Raw genomic sequence first — 15,416 nt, 5'->3', positions numbered from 1 at the left:
AGACGAATTGGAGAAAAGATTTATACACAACTTGTTGTTAAGGGGGTCAATGGCTCGGAAGAAGAGAAAGGTCGAGGAAAAGGAGGAGGAATATGAATGGGTACCTCCCGAGTTCGATGAGAAGGCCTTTCTTGAAAAGGACATCAAGGGAACAAGGGCCCTCCTAGTGACGGTTGTCATCTGTGTGATCTTCGCCGTCATTGGATATTTTGTAAGTACCTCTGTTCACTGGGCACTTGGTTTCGTGATACTTCTCGTGGGCATTGTTGTTCTAAGATATATCTACCCGTTCACCGGCGTCGATAGGGAATCCCTTGAGACGAAGACGATGATTGGTAACTTTGTCCTGTTCTTCCTGCTATTCCTAGGGCTTTGGATACTCTTCATGAATCCACCCTTCTCGGACCACACCAACCCGTCGATCGGAGAGCCCACTATCTGGGTGGACGTGGGCGGTGTGTGGACAGAGCTAACTGACCAGAACGAGCAGACCCTCATTCATGCTGGCGATCCCGTTAACATCACCGCCAAGGTGACGGATAATGGGAAGCTCAATAGTATACGGATCGAAGTTGTTCTGGCAGGTGAATCGGGAACATTCGTAAACATGACCGATGTTGGCAATAACATATACGGGTTCAATGCCACATACAGCCAGGGGAGCTATGTCTTCACGATCAAGGCCACTGATTCTGCCGGTAATATCAGTCAGATTGAAGATACATTCCTGGTGAACCCTTAAAGCGACTAGATCTCCCAATTCATCCTCTTGTCCATCAATGAGGATAGTACTGGCTCCATACCAGGACCGAAAACCTCGTTGCCTCCGATCACATGATACCCCTTCATCTGCTTGAAGTCGCTTCCCAGAGCGGCTTTTCCCGCTTCTCTAGCAAGAAGGTCCAACGCATTTGTGAACTCTCTCTCAGCTAGAACTATCCACCTCCCATTATCTATGAATGGTGGGCTAAGGCCGCTTTTCTCCCATTTATCAAGGAATCTCTCAGAGTGGTCCATCCACACAGGCGGTCCAACATGCCTGTGGCACCTGGGAAGCACATCATCCTGAAGCTCGAAAACGAAAGAGATGCGGTCTCCAACGTGAAAATCGGCGTCTATGATAGTGAAATCCCGTTCTCTCAAGAGGCTCAGGAGGCCTTCTTGTGTCTTCCTGATCTGAGGATATAAATTGTCGTCTATTATATCCGGCCTGTTGAAGGACGCTATCACGATCGAGGTCCCTCTCAATGCAATCATGTCCTCCATCTCCGACATTATTATTGGATTTCTTTCCCGGGGGAAGAAGAACTCGATCCTCTCCTCCTTGAGATAATCATTGCAGGCCTGGATGAAGATGGCATATGAGTCCACCGATAGGGCGGAGGCCACATTTCGCTTTAGGTCGACGGGATCGTAGAAAACCATGTGCCCCTTGAACTTGGTCCTGCCTTTCTTCTCAAGCCATAGAGTGGTGCCGTTCGTCCATTGCGTGGCGTTATTTAGAACCGTTCTGAAATCACCGTATTTGATGATCAGCAGCTCCGTTAGGTAGCCCGAGAAGCCCTCGACCTTTGCCTCTGCGCCATATACTCCCAATCCCTTCATGAATTGCTTTAGAAGCCTGACTTCATCCCTCTGTTCCGGTTTGAGATTCTTCTTGACGAATTCGAGATGGAAAGGGGTCCGATCGACGGCCGATTTCATCTCTGCAATATCTTCCAACTTGTAGCAGGGAACAAGATCGATTCCAAGTCCCTGGATCTCTCCATGGACGTATGGATGCTCAGCATACTTCTCCTGTCCGTCAATGATACTCTTACCAAGCTCAAGCCCGTACTTCTCGAGTTTATCTCTTGGCAACTTCTGAGGGAAAAGTATGAAGATATCGATGTCCGGGGAGAGCACATAAGTATCCTTGGCCACCGAGCCAACAAGCATGATCTCGACTTCCAGCCCCATCTTCACTGCTTCTGATCGCAGCTTCTTCAACAGATCATCTACAATTCGTTCAATGAATGATCTGTATTCCTTATCAGGTGAGATCCGCCCTAGAACCTGCTCCTCGATGGACATCCGGCACCTATAGGCAAGGGACAATCATTAATTCTTTGCTTTGGACTCTTTGACTATATTCAAGAATCAGAGGAGGAGGTTAAGGTGTCTAAGGCCGATGATGGTGGGGATTCTAGAAAAGCTGCCTAGGAGGAAAATTGAGCCACCGACCCCAGACACCAATTTAAACGATTGATGCACTACTATAAGAAAATTGTGTATATTTTGGTCGAATTTTCTTCTACAAATCCGCAGAAAAACCGTCCATATTTGCGGGGTGAAAATTGGTGTAATTGCTTATGCCCAGTGTGTCATTAATATAATCATGGAAGAAGATCGTCCATTCTAACGGTTCCTATCCATTTTTCTTCTTACCTTTGCTACTGATTCTTATTGAACGACCAACACCTAGCTTCATGAAGTCCTCAGCTGCGATCGTCCTAACTCCCGACTCTTTTTCGATGAACCTTGACTGAGATGTCACGCCATCATGAATGATCTTCATGCCAAAGTGAGTGAGCACAGCTACTTCCGGCTTGATGCCCTTCACCATTTCTGCCGCTTCCTCTGTTTCCAAATGCCTTGGAACCTTTGATCCAAGTGGTCTTGTCAGGTTCAGGATCAGGATCCTGGCTCCCCGGTGTGCTTCCACAACCGCCTCGTGAATCTCGGTGTCCGAAACGTAGGAAATGATTCCTCCTGATGTTTCAAAGCGAAATCCAACTCCCAGAGGGTCGTTGTGCACGGTGGGGGTGACCCCAATGTCGATATTGCCAACAGTGAACCGATCTCCTTTTCTCACGATCATCACCTTCTCCGGGAGCGATCGGTGATATTGTGATATGCAAGGACCTAGGTTCTCATTGCCCTCCAGAACAGTCTGACTACCAATGAGGAATCCCTTCTTCTTGAATCCCCCCATCGCCATTCCCTCCAAAAGGACCTCGGCATCTACGTAGTGGTCAGGGTGGCAATGGGAGATCAGAATGGCATCAGTCCTTGCAGGGTCGATGGAGAGTTCCTTCATGCTGCCAAGGGCACCAGGACCCGGGTCAATGTGGATATTGACACCATCCTGTAAGTATATGCCACCAGTGCTCCTTATCTGGTATATGGTAGCGAACCTGCCTCCGCCCGTTCCAAGGAAAGTGATCGATGTCAACGATTCCAACCTCTCTATTTCAATTTCATCTCGCCGCGGTGACGACCAGTAAAAATCGCGAATCCAAATATAGACCTTTGCACCCTGCCGGGCAGATCATGGAAAGCGGGGAAAGCTTTTTTATCGAACCATGGGCATGGATTCCCCGGTTCTGATGACCACCGCCATCCGTGACGCTCTGATAGTCACCCAGGATCAATCCCGTCGAATTCTAAAGGGTGACATATTGATAGACGGGGATCGAATACAGGCCATAGGGGATGTTCCCGAGGGCGCAGACACCGAGATCAACGCTAAAGGCGATATCGTGATTCCGGGGCTGGTCAACGCACATACCCACGTTTCTATGAGCATAATGAAAGGGATCGCCGATGACATGCACTTCACTGATTTCCTGGATAGAGTGTTCACCATCGACGGTAAGAGAACTCCTGATGACATCGCCGCAGGGACAAAACTGGGTTTGATGGAGATGATCGCTGGAGGGACCACAACTTTCGTTGAGCTTTACTACTCTCAGGAGATCATCGCTCGCCAGGTTGAATCCGCAGGCATAAGGGGAGTCCTTTGCTGGGCAGTTTTAGATGAACAGTTCACCACGCAGAACGGCGTCCCGATCGAGAACTGTAAGCGGTTCTATCGGGACTTCGCGGAAAGCGAGTTGGTATACCCAGGAGTCGGTCCTCAGGGAGTGTACGTGTGCTCGGACGAGACGCTGCTTCAGGCCAGTGATTTTGCTATTGAGAAGGGGATTCCCCTCACCTTTCATCTATCGGAGACACGGGGAGAGGTCTACGATTACAAAAAGAAGGTGGGAAAGAGGCCCGTCGAACATCTGCACGACATAGGCTTCCTGAACAATAATGGCCTGGCCGCTCACTCGGCGTGGCTCACTATTAGGGAGGTTCGACTGCTTGCTGATAGTGGGGTATCGGTTGCCACCTGTCCCGTTTCCAATATGAAGTTAGCCACCGGCGGCGTTGCGCCAATCCCTGAGATGCTGGACGTGGGGGTGAACGTCTCTCTTGGAACGGATGGAAGCACCACCAACAATAGCCTAGACATGTTTGGTGAGATGAAGATGCTAGCCCTGCTTCAGAAATCCAACAGATGGAATGCCACGATTCTTCCTGCGCAGCAAGTCCTGGATGCAGCCACAATAGATGGTGCAAGTGCGATAGGTCTGACCGAGCAAATAGGTTCAATTGAATTGGGAAAGAAAGCAGACATTGTGATCTTGGATGGCAAAGCACCGAATCTCAATCCCATCAGAAAGGAGAGTCTCGTTTCCACACTGGTCTATTCCGCCTCGTGTCATAATGTCAAGACTGTCCTGTGCAATGGAAGAGCGATCTATCTAGAAAGGGAATTCCTTACCCTGGATGGAGACAAGGTTCTATCTGAGGCAAATAACGCCTGTGAAGATCTTCTTGGTCCTCGATGAGTCTGAACAGTTGTTGAAGAAGAAAGGTTGGTCCCGACTCCCGGATTTGAACCGGGGACCTGCTGATATCGGCGGCTGTGAACCGGCAAGCCGGTAACCCACTACAGTCAGCCGCTCTAGCCAGTCTGAGCTAAGTCGGGTTCTGTTGACCATAATAGTGATTGCCTATATAGCGATTTTGTAAATCCATCATTAATCCTGAGCGACGTTGATCGAGGACATTCGTTTTGGACATCTGGTATATGATCAATCATCATCTTTTTCATCGTAATGCTTAAATAGTAACCTTGATATATAATGTCAGACAAAAGAGGTCTATTAGACCTCTTCTGAATGGGTGCGAGGATGGATAAAGAACTGGAGAAGGTTACTATTCGCCTACCTGCGAGATACATAAGGGCGCTGGATTTCCTTGTCCAGGTTGATGACTTTCCCTCCAGGTCCGAGGCCATTAGGGCGGCCGTTAGGGACATGGTCTATGATAGAATTAATTTGGTCATGGACAAGATAGAGAAAATGGAGGAGGCAGAAAAGGCACTCGCATCCTTGGAGATATTCGAGGAAAAGTATCTCCAGAAGTAGCCTGCTTCGGTGGGATGGGATGCATTCGGTGGGGGTAGGGGTATTCATTACCCGCCTCATTTTTCTTTTATAGCCTGAGCTATCTTAAGAAAATGAGGTATTCATAGGGCAGTTTATCCGATGTAACCCAGGTCTTCTCTCTTGGGCTCCTGTGGACTCTCTATCTCTTTGAGCTTTGATGTTATGATATCGATCTGCTCTGCCTTATCCTCAAGGTCACTGAAGTCGATCTCCACATTCAGTATCTCGGCCAGTACCCTTAGAACAACCTCGGCCCCCTTGGGGTCTACGAAGTATCCTGAGGTCTCACCCATAAGGCAGACCGCCTTCAGGCCATAGACCTTACCCAGGCCGAGTAGAAGGCCACTCGCCCCAACTATGCCGCTTCCCGGCTCCCCTCTTGAGAACACGACTCCTTTCTCTTTCATCTGTTCCACCAGTTCTTCGTCGGTGGCAGCTCCAAGAACCCTGGGCTCCTCCACGATCTTTCCAATGCCATAGCCTCCCAGGGTGAATATCATCTTTACTCCAAACTGCCTTGCGATGTCAAGAACATGGTCTGAAAGTTCGTATTGGCCCTCTGGAGTTAGCCCTTGATAGTCACCGATAAGCAAGATCAGGTCCGGGCGTCCTCCATCGCCCTTGGAGTAGTATAACTCGTTGTTCACAAGCTTGATGACCCCTTCGTCATTCACCATGACTTGGGGTGGAAAGTGCTTAGAATAGATATCCGCGAACTTCACAGCGTCTATTTGATCTAGGAGATGCTCGGCCGCGAGCTTTCCCACGTTGCCAACTCCAGGGAGTCCCTCGATAAGAATGGGCTCCACTAATTCCGGTTCCTCATAGAATATGATCTTGATGCTTTCCATATGAACCACGTTGTTTTACCTGCCAAGAGTTTCCTTCTTTAATCTTCTTCGGTATTCGCCCCACCTGTCCTCAGGGGAATACCTGGGTGGTAGAGGTACGTCTGTCTTCGAACCGCACCTGCTGCACAATTCACCCATAGTGTATTCATTGCAGCTCTGGCACTTTCTAAGTATTGTTCTCATAGTTAATCTTTCCTTCACCGTCTTCTCAAATAGGGGAAAGGAGAATTGATTCTGATAGCATAAATGATGATTGGTCGAACGCCTATTTCGATTCCCGATGGAAGCTAGCCTCCCCACCGCCATTCTGAACTTCGGAAATTATGCGGTTGGTGATTACTTTCAGCTCTTCCTCTGCAATCTTGTAGTCTGGAGCATTTATGACCAGCCTGTATCGAGGGGCTCCAATATACTGTATTGAGACCTCTTCCTCCGATTGGTCTATTCCGGCAATGAGCGCATTTCTGAGTATTTCCACACCGTTTGATGCGGGGCATGTGAGTTCAAGGTAACCATCTATCTGGACGTAAGGTGGTGTAACGTTCTCTTCCGCCACCTCAATAAAGGCTGTCTTCCAATCACCTTCGTAACCCTCCTCATCGAGGATCTCAGGGTTTCCAGCACACAGCTCGAAAGCCCCGTAGAGGGTTCCAAAATCCTCTATGAGATCTAGAGCGAATTCCTCATAGCACTCATCCAAGGTCTTTTCTATGCGCTCGGCTACGATTCCCAGCAACCTTTCGGCTTTGTTCTCGTTCTTCCACTGCTGGATCTTCTCTCTCTTCTGATGGTCGTTCACAGATTTCAGTGAGAGATCTATGTGTCCCTTCGATGAATCAACGCCCAAGACCTTGCAGACTATTTTCTGACCTTCTCGGACGTAATCCCTTATATATTTCACCCAGCCAGTAGCTACATCCCTGATGTGGATGAACCCCTCTTTACCGTCGTACTCGTCCAACGAGACAAAAGCACCGAAATTCTTCACATTCTTAACGGTACAGATGACCAGCTCACTCTCTTCAGGGAATTCGCTACCTCTCACCATCTAATCGACCACCTCTAACAGTTCTCCTTTCACGTCGCCAAGTCCACCTGTTGGTTTGATAAGAGTGGATCCGCAGACATGGCAGATCACAGTGGTCGAGGGCCTGATGAAGGAGATCTGTTCATTGCCGCAGTCAGTGCATTTGACCCTGATGAACTTCTTAGCCTCTTCTTCCGACATTCAAGATCACTCCGTGAGCTCGAACTGCTTCGCTCTGAAGCATGACTTTTGATGCGCCTTCTTGCATGTTTTGCATCTGTATCGGAGAAGGACCCTCTTCGTGGGCTTCTCTCGACCCTCGGGCTTTGGCCTTGGGAAACCGCCATAACCGGCTGTCACCCTTCTGAATCGCCTTTGGCCCCACTTGAGCTCACTGGCCTTCTTCTTCTTGACCCTCTCTACCTCGTGAGCTGTATGGGCCTTGCAGTTAGGACAGTAAGTATTGATTGTTCTGGGCATCTTCATCCTATCGCCTCTGGAAGCAAGTTGCCCTAATACGCATTTGATATATAAATGCTTAGCAGCCTTCAAATATGATTTTTTGGCGCTGGGTAGATTGTTTTTAGACCTGATTTTCCCACTGGTATTAGGGGAATGAAGATTATGAAATTGAGGTACAGGTCATCAAAATATCGTGTCTGGATATAAGCCAGATTGAATTCCATTCATATGAATAGAAAAAGATATATATATGTGGCGATTAATAAATGGATAGAGATTATGGTAACTAAGGAATTTTCGGATGAGGAAGAGACCCTGGTCAACCTTCTCACTAGGACGGGAATAGCTAAGAACGTAGCCAGAACGTTGGCTTTCCTTCGCAACCGAGAGGAAACCACCTCAGTGGAGATAGAGACATCCACTGCACTCAGGCAGCCAGAGGTTTCGATAGCCATGCAGGAACTGAGGAGAAGGAAATGGGTCATTAAACGAGACATAAAGAAGGAGGGGAAAGGCCGTCCAGTCCATTCGTACAAGTTAGCAATCCCTTTCGAGAAGATCGTTGAAATGATCGACAAGGAAGAGAGAAAGCGAATTTCCGATATTGAGTCAAATGTGAAGGAGCTCAGAAGATATACCTGAGTTCAATCCCTAATTTGGATGCCCCCCTTCCCTGCAATGATTATTTTACTGGCTAGCCCCAGAAAGAGGCCGTTTTCCACAACCCCCGGTATCGAATCGAGCTCCTGCTCCAACTCCTCAGGGGATTCAATGGATTCGTACCTGCAGTCATAGATGTAGTTACCGCTATCGGTGCTGTATGGTGTTTTTTCTCCTCTCAGATGGGCCTGGCAACCCGTTGCCTCTATCCTATCCTTGACTCTCATATGGCCGAAGGGTACCACCTCAACTGGGAGCATGGACTTGGTACCAAGAAGATCAACTAGCTTGGAATCGTCTACCACGATGATCTCCACCTCTGAAACTGAAGCGACTATCTTCTCCCGTAGAAGAGCGCCGCCCATCCCCTTGATCAGCCTCTTTTCAGGATCCACCTCGTCTGCACCATCGATGGTGAGATCGATACTCTCCACCTCATCAAGCGTGGTCAACGGTATGCCGAACTTATCTGCCAGATTCTCCGTACTGGTCGATGTAGGGATCCCTACAAGATCGTATCCCTTGGCGACCATTTTTCCTATCGCTTCAAGGGCATAGAATGTGGTCGATCCAGTTCCAAGACCAAGCACCATACCATCCTGGATCCACTCGACCGCCTTGAGTGCAGCAGCTTTCTTCTTATCTTCCATCTAATCCCCCATGTTCCTTCTGATCAATTCCTCGAGCCTGTCTACGATGTGGTCATTGACCCGGTTTCCGAGCTCGGGAGTAGCCTCGTTTGCTGGGCCCGCATATCCATCTGGATAACAGATTTCGGGGTTCGCCACTACCATGTACTCCTGGTCACAAAATCTTCCGCTTCCCCTCTTCTCTCCCACTAGTCCTGGGGCTATTGCCATGATACGTGATGTCTCGATGAGTCCCCCATGACCATCCTTGTCTTTGATGCCCATCTCCTCAGACACTTCCCAGGCAATATCATAATCTGTTAGTAGCATGATCTTCACCTTGCTGGTTCTCACCACCTCCTCTACCGCCACCTTAAGTGCTGCCATATGGACATGGCCAGCATGCCCGCTGAGGATAACGAACTTGCCGAACCCATCGGCCACAAGAGCCTCCAGTATATCTCTTGACAGTGCTCTGAGTGTATCAAAGCTTATGCCAATGGTCCCTATCATGTTCTTGGTGGAGCTGTGGTGGCCATACTTGATTGGCGGGGCAACGAGCCCATCTATCCTTTCAGCTAGCATATCCGCCATCGCCTCTGGCTGAAATGAATCGGTTCCGAGCGGCAAATGAGGGCCGTGTGCCTCCGTCGCGCCTATAGGAAGGATGACAACTGGGTTCTTGGTCAGCTCCTTCTTGAGTTCTGAGGTGGTCATCTCCTCTATTCTCATATCAATCCCCCCTCTGCGAAAGATCGATGAGAGGGGTTCCACAAACCGGACAGAGACCACGCCCCAAGGAATCGTCGTCGAACCTCTCCTTGAGCTGCTTTTCCAGTTCCTCCAACCTTTCCTTCTTCAAGCTCTTCTCGCATTTTGGGCAGTACATCTCCCATGGGAATCGCGCTGGAGATAAATAAATCTCCACCAAGCAGGATGGTTGCGTAATCACTGCACAACATTGAAATCATCTTCGTCGTATGAAGAGTCGTGAAGCTAGCTGCACTCTTCTCTGGGGGCAAGGACTCAACATATGCCGCCCAAATCATGGAGATGCAGGGGCACGATATCAGCTATCTGGTCAGTATATTCCCTTCAGACAGAAACTCCTGGATCTTTCATACGCCAAATCTACATCTGGTGCCAAGAATTGCAGAGGCCATGAGTAAGCCCCTGGTGACCGCCTCCAGCAACGGAACGGAAGAGGACGATCTCAGAGCCCTGGAGAAGGCCCTCTCAGGTCTGGATGTAGAGGGGGTGGTGACAGGAGCCCTGGCCTCGGATTATCAATGGGACCGCATCAACGGCGTGTGCAATGATCTGGATCTTCCCGTCTACTCTCCCCTGTGGCGTAAAGACCAGGAAATTCTGATGAAAGACATGTTGGACTCCGGCCTACGTTCTATTGTCGTGGTGGTTTCGGCGGAGGGGTTGGACCATCGATGGCTGGGCAGGTGCATCGACGAACGGTCCTTGGAGGAGCTCAGGGAAGCTTCTGTCCAGTTTGGTTTCAACATCTCAGGTGAGGGGGGGGAATATGAGACGCTCGTACTCGATTCCCAGATTCACCAGAGGCCCTTGGAGATCATCGATACCGAGATCGAACTGCTGAGAGATGGAGGGAGGCTAACGGTTAAAACTGCTGAACTGGGGGAGCGGAAATGAAAGCACCTCATAGATTCGAGGCAAGAAGCAAGTCATTGCTCATGGATGAGGACAGAAGGAAGAGGCAGTCCCCCGAATCCGTGCTTGGAAGGACCGATGCCAGGTCGGGGCAGATCTGGGCAGATCTGGGCTGTGGGGTTGGTTACTTCACAATCCCGCTTGCCAGGATGGGAGCAAGGGTACTAGCGATGGACGCCCAAAGCGAGATGCTTGAAACCCTCGTTTCCCTGGCAGGAAGCGAGTTGAACAGAATATGCCCGCTGTTGGCAAACATACCTCCCCTGCCTCTACTTGATGCCTCAGTGGATCGGGCTCTTATGGTCAATGTTCTGCACGAGGTAGCCGACAAGGAACTGATCGCATCCGAGATATTTCGTATCTTGAAGCCTGACGGTCATCTTATTCTGGTAGATTTCCAGAAGAGGGACACGCCGCACGGCCCTCCCATCCAGGAGAGGTTGTCTCCAGAAGATGTCCTTTCCATATTCCGCAAAATGCGTCAGAAGGCAAGATGGGATGAGGAAGAGTACTACCAGCTGGACCTCGCACTTGACGATGATTGAACCATCCAGACGGTTCACCTTTTGACGGTCCAGACCTATCCAATGATACTGATGGGGTATCAATGGTACAGAAGTGACATTCAAGTCCAACAGCATGACAAATATTTTCTAGCGTTGAGATGATTGTAATTTTGGGAACAGGGGGAGTACGGCCTTGACAGGGATAGATCCTGCTAGGTATGGTGACTTAAGGGAGCAGGTGCCATCAGGATCTATCGAGCCCATTGGTGGCGAAAGCAACATCTCCAGGGGGTGGACCCTTACCAGGATCAGCATCGATGCCCTCCTCGAGAACAAATCCCTGATCGTTCTCCCTCTTGTCTCCATCGTCTTTCTGGCTCTTATCTCCATAATCGTTTTCTGGCAGTTTGACGTATTCAACGGGTTCAACGAGATGATCCCCGAGTTTATCCTGGCGATCGCACTGATATATTTCATCGCGACCGTCGTCATGGTGTTCTTCAATGTTGCTTTGATGGGGGCTTCGATGCAATGGCTGGAGGGAGGAACCCCAACGCTGGGATATTCGATCGGTTTCGCCAAGGAGAGGCTCTGGGTCATCGTACAGTGGGCCCTGCTGGCATCTGTGGTCAATGTTCTATTCTCCTTGATCAGAAGCAGATACCCCCAGACTATTGGGAAAATCGCCGGAATGGGGTGGTCGGTGTTGACCTTCTTCGCTTTGCCCACGGTGGCCTTCGAGAAGGCGACCCCGCTAGCTGCAATCAGGAGGAGCGCCCAGATAATAAGGTCAACATGGAAGGAGGCAGCCATCTCGAGTTTTGGCATACTATATGTTTTCATCATACTCGCGATGATAATGCTATTCCCACTGGTCGTGGTCCTCATCTGGGCAGGTCTTGAGGCGGGGCTCGTCCTCCTCCTCGTTTCGATAATATACTGGGTCGTCCTTGGATCGATATATGGAGTGGTCTCTGGCGTGCTTGGAACCGCACTCTACCGATACGCTACCACGGGAAAGATATCCCAAAAGATGCCTGAAACAATCATTAGGAATCCCTGGGAATACTGATATCGATTCAGTCATTCATGGAAGCCATCTTCACCGCTATCTTGAGCTGGTTGAGCATGCAAGGCTCGGCGAAGAAGTCGCTCCTATTCCTCAGTTGTTCGTACATGTCCTCCCCCTTTCTGCCTTTCAGATCCTCCAGGGATCGGATTCCTAAGAGGTACATACCCTCAGCGGTCTTCTCACTCACGCCAGGCATTTTGGAAAGTTCTTCTATGACAGCCTCTCGCTCCGAGATCACTCTAGCACATCCTTATCGGTAAATATGTTCATTTCAGCTCATTCTATTAAATCGTTGATATCCTAATCGGAGGAGACATCGACCAGGGGTTCTATTCTCTTGATGGAAGACTCCATGAAGCTCGGGTCCTCGATCCTGAGCGCTATTGCGTTGCGTGGACATACCTCAATGCATCGGCCACACCCCTTGCAGAGAGCCTCATCAATGGTAGCCTTGTTCTCTTTCACTTTGATGGCGTTCACATAGCAAACACCAGAATGCTCACAGCTGCCACAACCTTTACACTCCCCCTCGTCTACATTAATGGTAAGTCCAGGCATCATCGTCACCATACTGCTGATCTCTGGGGAGAGATCGGGTATCATCTTCCACAGGCAGCAGCAGGGACAACAACTGCACAGGGACAGTAGATCCTCCTTGGGCCCGGTGCTGAGCCAGACGCTATCTATCTTATTCCTCCCGATCAGGTGTACAAGCCCCTGTTCCCTGCATCTTCTAAGGTGTTCCAGTGCCTCTTCCTGGGTGACCATACTCCCCATGCTGGGATCGATCCTGAGGACCCCCCTACCCAAAAAGATGCATCCCATGTCCTTGGGGTAGTCCTTACAGTGATTGGCGACTCTGCACATGCAGGTGTTCATCAGGAAGATGTACCTTGATTTCTTGACGAAGTACTCAACCACTTGGGAGGGTAGAACCGTCTCAACCGGTTCTACCATGGCGTTGATCTCGATGGTAGCTTCCTTCTTGGTCGCGTTGAACGCAATATCATCCTTGGGAAGGAGGATCATGTCGTCATTCTCAAAGAACATATACTCCATCAATGGACCGATGACAGGAAAGGTGGTGAGTCTAGCCAGGAAGAACCGTTTGCTGAATAATCTCCTGATCAGCCTTGTACCCAGAACAGTCCTCACTCCCATATGAATGGAGGAGAACCTTATTTCGTATTATTCTTTTCCTGCTTTACATTCCCCGTTCTTCATAAAAGAATATAGAGTTACCCGATAGTCGAATCTCCTTCATTTTCTCATTTCTATTTCTCATATATTTAGATGATAGGATGAGCCCACGGTCGTTTAATACTAAGGCAATATCTTGTCCCAATTTCTTCTATAGAGTTGATGGAAAGAAGGGTTTATTAACATTATTAAATTTGATAATAGTAAATCTAAATTCCATTAATTATTACATAAATAATATTCAAAGGCGATTCTCATTATCGATAGTACAAAATGATAAATACATTGAATTGTAAATTAATTAGACTGAATTGAAATAATTGGGCTATGGGCGCGTCATGATTATTGGATCATCGCTGCCTTGAAGGCGACGGCCTTCACAATTCGCAAAAAATCTAAAGCTGGGGGGAATATGAATAAGAGTAGCAAGCATGTTTTGCGACTGGCAGCTATATTAATCATAGCTGTGGCATTGACCTCGTCGATTTTCATTTTTGCTTCGATGAGCGCCAATGTCCAGTCCGAAGGAGAATTGGAGCCGATTGTCTGGACCGATAAGATGGATTATCTTCCAGGTGAAACCGTGATCGTAAGTGGCTCAGGATTCGAGCCGAATGGTGATTACGACCTTCCAGTCATAAGGCCGGACGGGACAATGGTCATTGGGGACGGCTCCTTCACACCTGGATGGGACACTGTGAAAGCCGATGTTAATGGAGATCTAATATATCACTACCAATTGGATGGCATTGCAGGGACCTATGAAGTAAGAGCCTATGATTCACCTTGGCAGGGCGATCTGACACAGGCCCCGATCACATCAACCACCTTCACGGATAAGCAAGCTTCAGCATCGATTTCTCAGTTCGAAAACGGAGCAGCTTCAGCTCCTAGCAGTAATTGGATAACGGGCAATCTGAATAAGAATAATGCACACTATATCGAAGGACATTCGGTTCCTTACAGATGTGTGATGGACGACCTTCCAACTAACGGGACAGTGATCACCTTGCAGTTGGGATTCGATATCAAGCACAGTGACGCTCACGCAATTGATTTCCTTACGAACTACACCAGGATGGATAACCCATCGCACATGGATGCCTTTGGACATGCGGCGGAAACGCCTAATCCATTAGATGGCGTGACAGGCGTTTCGACGACCATCAGCTACTTCACCATCCCAGCACCGACTTCCATCAGTTCTCCAGTGCCTGGACAACCCACTCAATCCTATAACGACATTGTCTCCGTAGAAGGGATCGAAGCGGTTCAGATGGTGCTTTTTGGAGGGACCATAACCGCAATTGAATATGGGCCCCAAGCGGACCTGACCGCCGCGCAAGATGAACAGTTGATAAATGTAACCTTCACGGTAGACAGCAATAATGCGGTATTGGCTTGGGGCGGACACATCGCTAGCAGATCGGACTGGGGATACGATGTGGATGGAGATCCTCTATCCGCAGGAGGGATAAAAGGAGCACCATATCACATGAGGCTGAAGGATTGGAACCTAGGTAACCTCGGTAATCAGGACCTGTCCCTCAGTGCGGCTGCAGCCTACGCACCCTCGTATGACCCAGTGCTGCTTACCACCAAGATCGGCCCCTCGAGCGCCATGATTGGCGAGACGATCGTTTACGATGTCACCGTTCAACATGATTCATCCTCCGATGGTTCAGCAGTCTTCAATGTCACCGTTGTCGATAGCCTGATCGGCTCCATTGTAGCCATGGTCGATATTGACCCGGCAGATGGATACAACGATGGCGATACTAACAAGGATAACGCTCTGAATGAGACCGAGATCTGGCTCTATACCGTCACGTACACGGTACAGATAGGCGACCCAGATCCTTTGATTAATACTGTAAATGCCACAGGCAACGATACATTCGGCGATGAGGTATGGGATGAAGACTCCGAGTCTGTGGACATCCTACGCACTGATATCTCCATCACCAAGGAGGGACCCGCCAGCGCACTGGTGGGCGAGACCGTCACCTATTACATCAACGTGACCAACGATGGAGAGGTGGATCTCTACTTCACGAGCTTCGAG

The 15,416-nt window shown here is 49.2% G+C and carries 20 protein-coding genes and 1 tRNA gene; 8 read left to right on the top strand and 13 right to left on the bottom strand.

All coding sequences use genetic code 11. The features are described from left to right. Positions 1 to 49 precede the first annotated feature (49 nt). Positions 50 to 742 (top strand): hypothetical protein, encoded by a 693-nt coding sequence (locus tag GKC03_09485; GenBank protein ID NYT12757.1) that lies wholly within the window; start codon positions 50 to 52, stop codon positions 740 to 742. Positions 743 to 747: 5 nt separating this feature from the next. On the opposite strand, the gene cca is transcribed toward GKC03_09485, so the two are convergent. Together cca and GKC03_09475 are read right to left on the bottom strand one after the other, a co-directional pair. Next, on the bottom strand, positions 748 to 2,073 hold the full coding sequence (cca, locus tag GKC03_09480) for a CCA tRNA nucleotidyltransferase (protein NYT12756.1): 1,326 nt from the start codon (positions 2,071 to 2,073) through the stop codon (positions 748 to 750). Positions 2,074 to 2,407: 334 nt separating this feature from the next. After that, a complete protein-coding gene (locus GKC03_09475) occupies positions 2,408 to 3,214 on the bottom strand; it encodes an MBL fold metallo-hydrolase (protein NYT12755.1) in 807 nt (268 codons plus the stop codon). 154 nt (positions 3,215 to 3,368) lie between these two features. Here GKC03_09475 and GKC03_09470 point away from each other — a divergent pair, with 154 nt between their 5' ends. Continuing rightward, positions 3,369 to 4,658, top strand: a complete 1,290-nt coding sequence (locus GKC03_09470; GenBank protein NYT12754.1) for an amidohydrolase family protein — start codon at positions 3,369 to 3,371, stop codon at positions 4,656 to 4,658. 28 nt (positions 4,659 to 4,686) lie between these two features. Here GKC03_09470 and GKC03_09465 read toward each other — a convergent pair. Further along, positions 4,687 to 4,798: transfer RNA gene (locus GKC03_09465), tRNA-Tyr, on the bottom strand. A 217-nt stretch (positions 4,799 to 5,015) separates the two neighbouring features. Between GKC03_09465 and GKC03_09460 the strand changes: the two genes are divergently transcribed. Then, positions 5,016 to 5,240, top strand: a complete 225-nt coding sequence (locus tag GKC03_09460; protein ID NYT12753.1) for a ribbon-helix-helix protein, CopG family — start codon at positions 5,016 to 5,018, stop codon at positions 5,238 to 5,240. Positions 5,241 to 5,353: 113 nt separating this feature from the next. On the opposite strand, the gene GKC03_09455 is transcribed toward GKC03_09460, so the two are convergent. From GKC03_09455 to GKC03_09435, 5 genes are all read right to left on the bottom strand, one after another. Further along, positions 5,354 to 6,112 carry a proteasome assembly chaperone family protein gene (locus tag GKC03_09455; protein NYT12752.1) on the bottom strand — a complete coding sequence of 253 codons (759 nt, stop codon included), beginning with the start codon at positions 6,110 to 6,112 and terminating at the stop codon, positions 5,354 to 5,356. A gap of 15 nt (positions 6,113 to 6,127) precedes the next feature. Further along, a complete protein-coding gene (locus tag GKC03_09450; protein NYT12751.1) occupies positions 6,128 to 6,295 on the bottom strand; it encodes an RNA-protein complex protein Nop10 in 168 nt (55 codons plus the stop codon). Between the two features lie 82 nt (positions 6,296 to 6,377). After that, entirely contained in the window at positions 6,378 to 7,160 is a 783-nt protein-coding gene (locus tag GKC03_09445; GenBank protein ID NYT12750.1) for a translation initiation factor IF-2 subunit alpha, read from the bottom strand. Beyond that, the gene (locus tag GKC03_09440) at positions 7,161 to 7,340 is read right to left on the bottom strand and encodes a 30S ribosomal protein S27e (protein ID NYT12749.1); all 180 of its coding nucleotides are present in this window, start codon (positions 7,338 to 7,340) and stop codon (positions 7,161 to 7,163) included. It abuts the gene before it with no gap. A gap of 6 nt (positions 7,341 to 7,346) precedes the next feature. Next, the gene (locus GKC03_09435) at positions 7,347 to 7,625 is read right to left on the bottom strand and encodes a 50S ribosomal protein L44e (protein NYT12748.1); all 279 of its coding nucleotides are present in this window, start codon (positions 7,623 to 7,625) and stop codon (positions 7,347 to 7,349) included. Between the two features lie 255 nt (positions 7,626 to 7,880). Between GKC03_09435 and GKC03_09430 the strand changes: the two genes are divergently transcribed. After that, on the top strand, positions 7,881 to 8,243 hold the full coding sequence (locus tag GKC03_09430; GenBank protein NYT12747.1) for an ArsR family transcriptional regulator: 363 nt from the start codon (positions 7,881 to 7,883) through the stop codon (positions 8,241 to 8,243). A 2-nt stretch (positions 8,244 to 8,245) separates the two neighbouring features. Here GKC03_09430 and rpiA read toward each other — a convergent pair whose 3' ends face one another. From rpiA to GKC03_09415, 3 genes are read right to left on the bottom strand one after another with little or no spacing between them, the layout of a single operon-like run. Continuing rightward, the gene (gene rpiA, locus GKC03_09425) at positions 8,246 to 8,911 is read right to left on the bottom strand and encodes a ribose-5-phosphate isomerase RpiA (protein NYT12746.1); all 666 of its coding nucleotides are present in this window, start codon (positions 8,909 to 8,911) and stop codon (positions 8,246 to 8,248) included. Further along, positions 8,912 to 9,622: a creatininase family protein gene (locus GKC03_09420; protein NYT12745.1), complete on the bottom strand. Its 711-nt coding sequence runs from the start codon at positions 9,620 to 9,622 to the stop codon at positions 8,912 to 8,914. Position 9,623: 1 nt separating this feature from the next. Beyond that, positions 9,624 to 9,779: a hypothetical protein gene (locus tag GKC03_09415; GenBank protein ID NYT12744.1), complete on the bottom strand. Its 156-nt coding sequence runs from the start codon at positions 9,777 to 9,779 to the stop codon at positions 9,624 to 9,626. Between the two features lie 101 nt (positions 9,780 to 9,880). Here GKC03_09415 and GKC03_09410 point away from each other — a divergent pair, with 101 nt between their 5' ends. From GKC03_09410 to GKC03_09400, 3 genes are all read left to right on the top strand, one after another. After that, positions 9,881 to 10,555, top strand: coding sequence for a diphthine--ammonia ligase (locus GKC03_09410; GenBank protein NYT12743.1), 675 nt, complete (start codon positions 9,881 to 9,883; stop codon positions 10,553 to 10,555). Then, the gene (locus GKC03_09405) at positions 10,552 to 11,118 is read left to right on the top strand and encodes a class I SAM-dependent methyltransferase (GenBank protein NYT12742.1); all 567 of its coding nucleotides are present in this window, start codon (positions 10,552 to 10,554) and stop codon (positions 11,116 to 11,118) included. Before GKC03_09410 ends, GKC03_09405 begins: the two co-directional genes overlap by 4 nt. A 154-nt stretch (positions 11,119 to 11,272) precedes the next feature. After that, positions 11,273 to 12,151, top strand: a complete 879-nt coding sequence (locus tag GKC03_09400; GenBank protein NYT12741.1) for a hypothetical protein — start codon at positions 11,273 to 11,275, stop codon at positions 12,149 to 12,151. A gap of 7 nt (positions 12,152 to 12,158) precedes the next feature. On the opposite strand, the gene GKC03_09395 is transcribed toward GKC03_09400, so the two are convergent. Together GKC03_09395 and GKC03_09390 are read right to left on the bottom strand one after the other, a co-directional pair. Then, a complete protein-coding gene (locus tag GKC03_09395) occupies positions 12,159 to 12,389 on the bottom strand; it encodes a pathogenicity locus (protein NYT12740.1) in 231 nt (76 codons plus the stop codon). 62 nt (positions 12,390 to 12,451) lie between these two features. Further along, on the bottom strand, positions 12,452 to 13,312 hold the full coding sequence (locus GKC03_09390) for a 4Fe-4S ferredoxin (GenBank protein ID NYT12739.1): 861 nt from the start codon (positions 13,310 to 13,312) through the stop codon (positions 12,452 to 12,454). Positions 13,313 to 13,763: 451 nt separating this feature from the next. Between GKC03_09390 and GKC03_09385 the strand changes: the two genes are divergently transcribed. After that, a partial coding sequence (locus tag GKC03_09385) for a hypothetical protein (GenBank protein NYT12738.1) occupies positions 13,764 to 15,416 on the top strand: 1,653 nt, incomplete at its 3' end.

The organism is Methanomassiliicoccales archaeon (genome assembly GCA_013415695.1).
Taxonomy (GTDB): Archaea; Thermoplasmatota; Thermoplasmata; order Methanomassiliicoccales; family JAAEEP01; genus JAAEEP01.
Note: the sequence above shows the minus strand (reverse complement) of the source record. Positions and strands in the feature narration are given on the sequence as shown.

What these genes read in the sequence shown, in the direction of transcription:
- GKC03_09485 (NYT12757.1), top strand. Translation starts at nt 50, where the DNA reads ATGGCTCGGAAGAAGAGAAAGGTCGAGGAAAAGGAGGAGGAATATGAA.
- cca (NYT12756.1), bottom strand. Translation starts at nt 2,073, where the DNA reads ATGTCCATCGAGGAGCAGGTTCTAGGGCGGATCTCACCTGATAAGGAA.
- GKC03_09470 (NYT12754.1), top strand. Translation starts at nt 3,369, where the DNA reads ATGACCACCGCCATCCGTGACGCTCTGATAGTCACCCAGGATCAATCC.
- GKC03_09455 (NYT12752.1), bottom strand. Translation starts at nt 6,112, where the DNA reads ATGGAAAGCATCAAGATCATATTCTATGAGGAACCGGAATTAGTGGAG.
- GKC03_09450 (NYT12751.1), bottom strand. Translation starts at nt 6,295, where the DNA reads ATGAGAACAATACTTAGAAAGTGCCAGAGCTGCAATGAATACACTATG.
- GKC03_09445 (NYT12750.1), bottom strand. Translation starts at nt 7,160, where the DNA reads ATGGTGAGAGGTAGCGAATTCCCTGAAGAGAGTGAGCTGGTCATCTGT.
- GKC03_09440 (NYT12749.1), bottom strand. Translation starts at nt 7,340, where the DNA reads ATGTCGGAAGAAGAGGCTAAGAAGTTCATCAGGGTCAAATGCACTGAC.
- GKC03_09435 (NYT12748.1), bottom strand. Translation starts at nt 7,625, where the DNA reads ATGAAGATGCCCAGAACAATCAATACTTACTGTCCTAACTGCAAGGCC.
- GKC03_09430 (NYT12747.1), top strand. Translation starts at nt 7,881, where the DNA reads ATGGTAACTAAGGAATTTTCGGATGAGGAAGAGACCCTGGTCAACCTT.
- rpiA (NYT12746.1), bottom strand. Translation starts at nt 8,911, where the DNA reads ATGGAAGATAAGAAGAAAGCTGCTGCACTCAAGGCGGTCGAGTGGATC.
- GKC03_09420 (NYT12745.1), bottom strand. Translation starts at nt 9,622, where the DNA reads ATGAGAATAGAGGAGATGACCACCTCAGAACTCAAGAAGGAGCTGACC.
- GKC03_09415 (NYT12744.1), bottom strand. Translation starts at nt 9,779, where the DNA reads ATGTACTGCCCAAAATGCGAGAAGAGCTTGAAGAAGGAAAGGTTGGAG.
- GKC03_09405 (NYT12742.1), top strand. Translation starts at nt 10,552, where the DNA reads ATGAAAGCACCTCATAGATTCGAGGCAAGAAGCAAGTCATTGCTCATG.
- GKC03_09390 (NYT12739.1), bottom strand. Translation starts at nt 13,312, where the DNA reads ATGGGAGTGAGGACTGTTCTGGGTACAAGGCTGATCAGGAGATTATTC.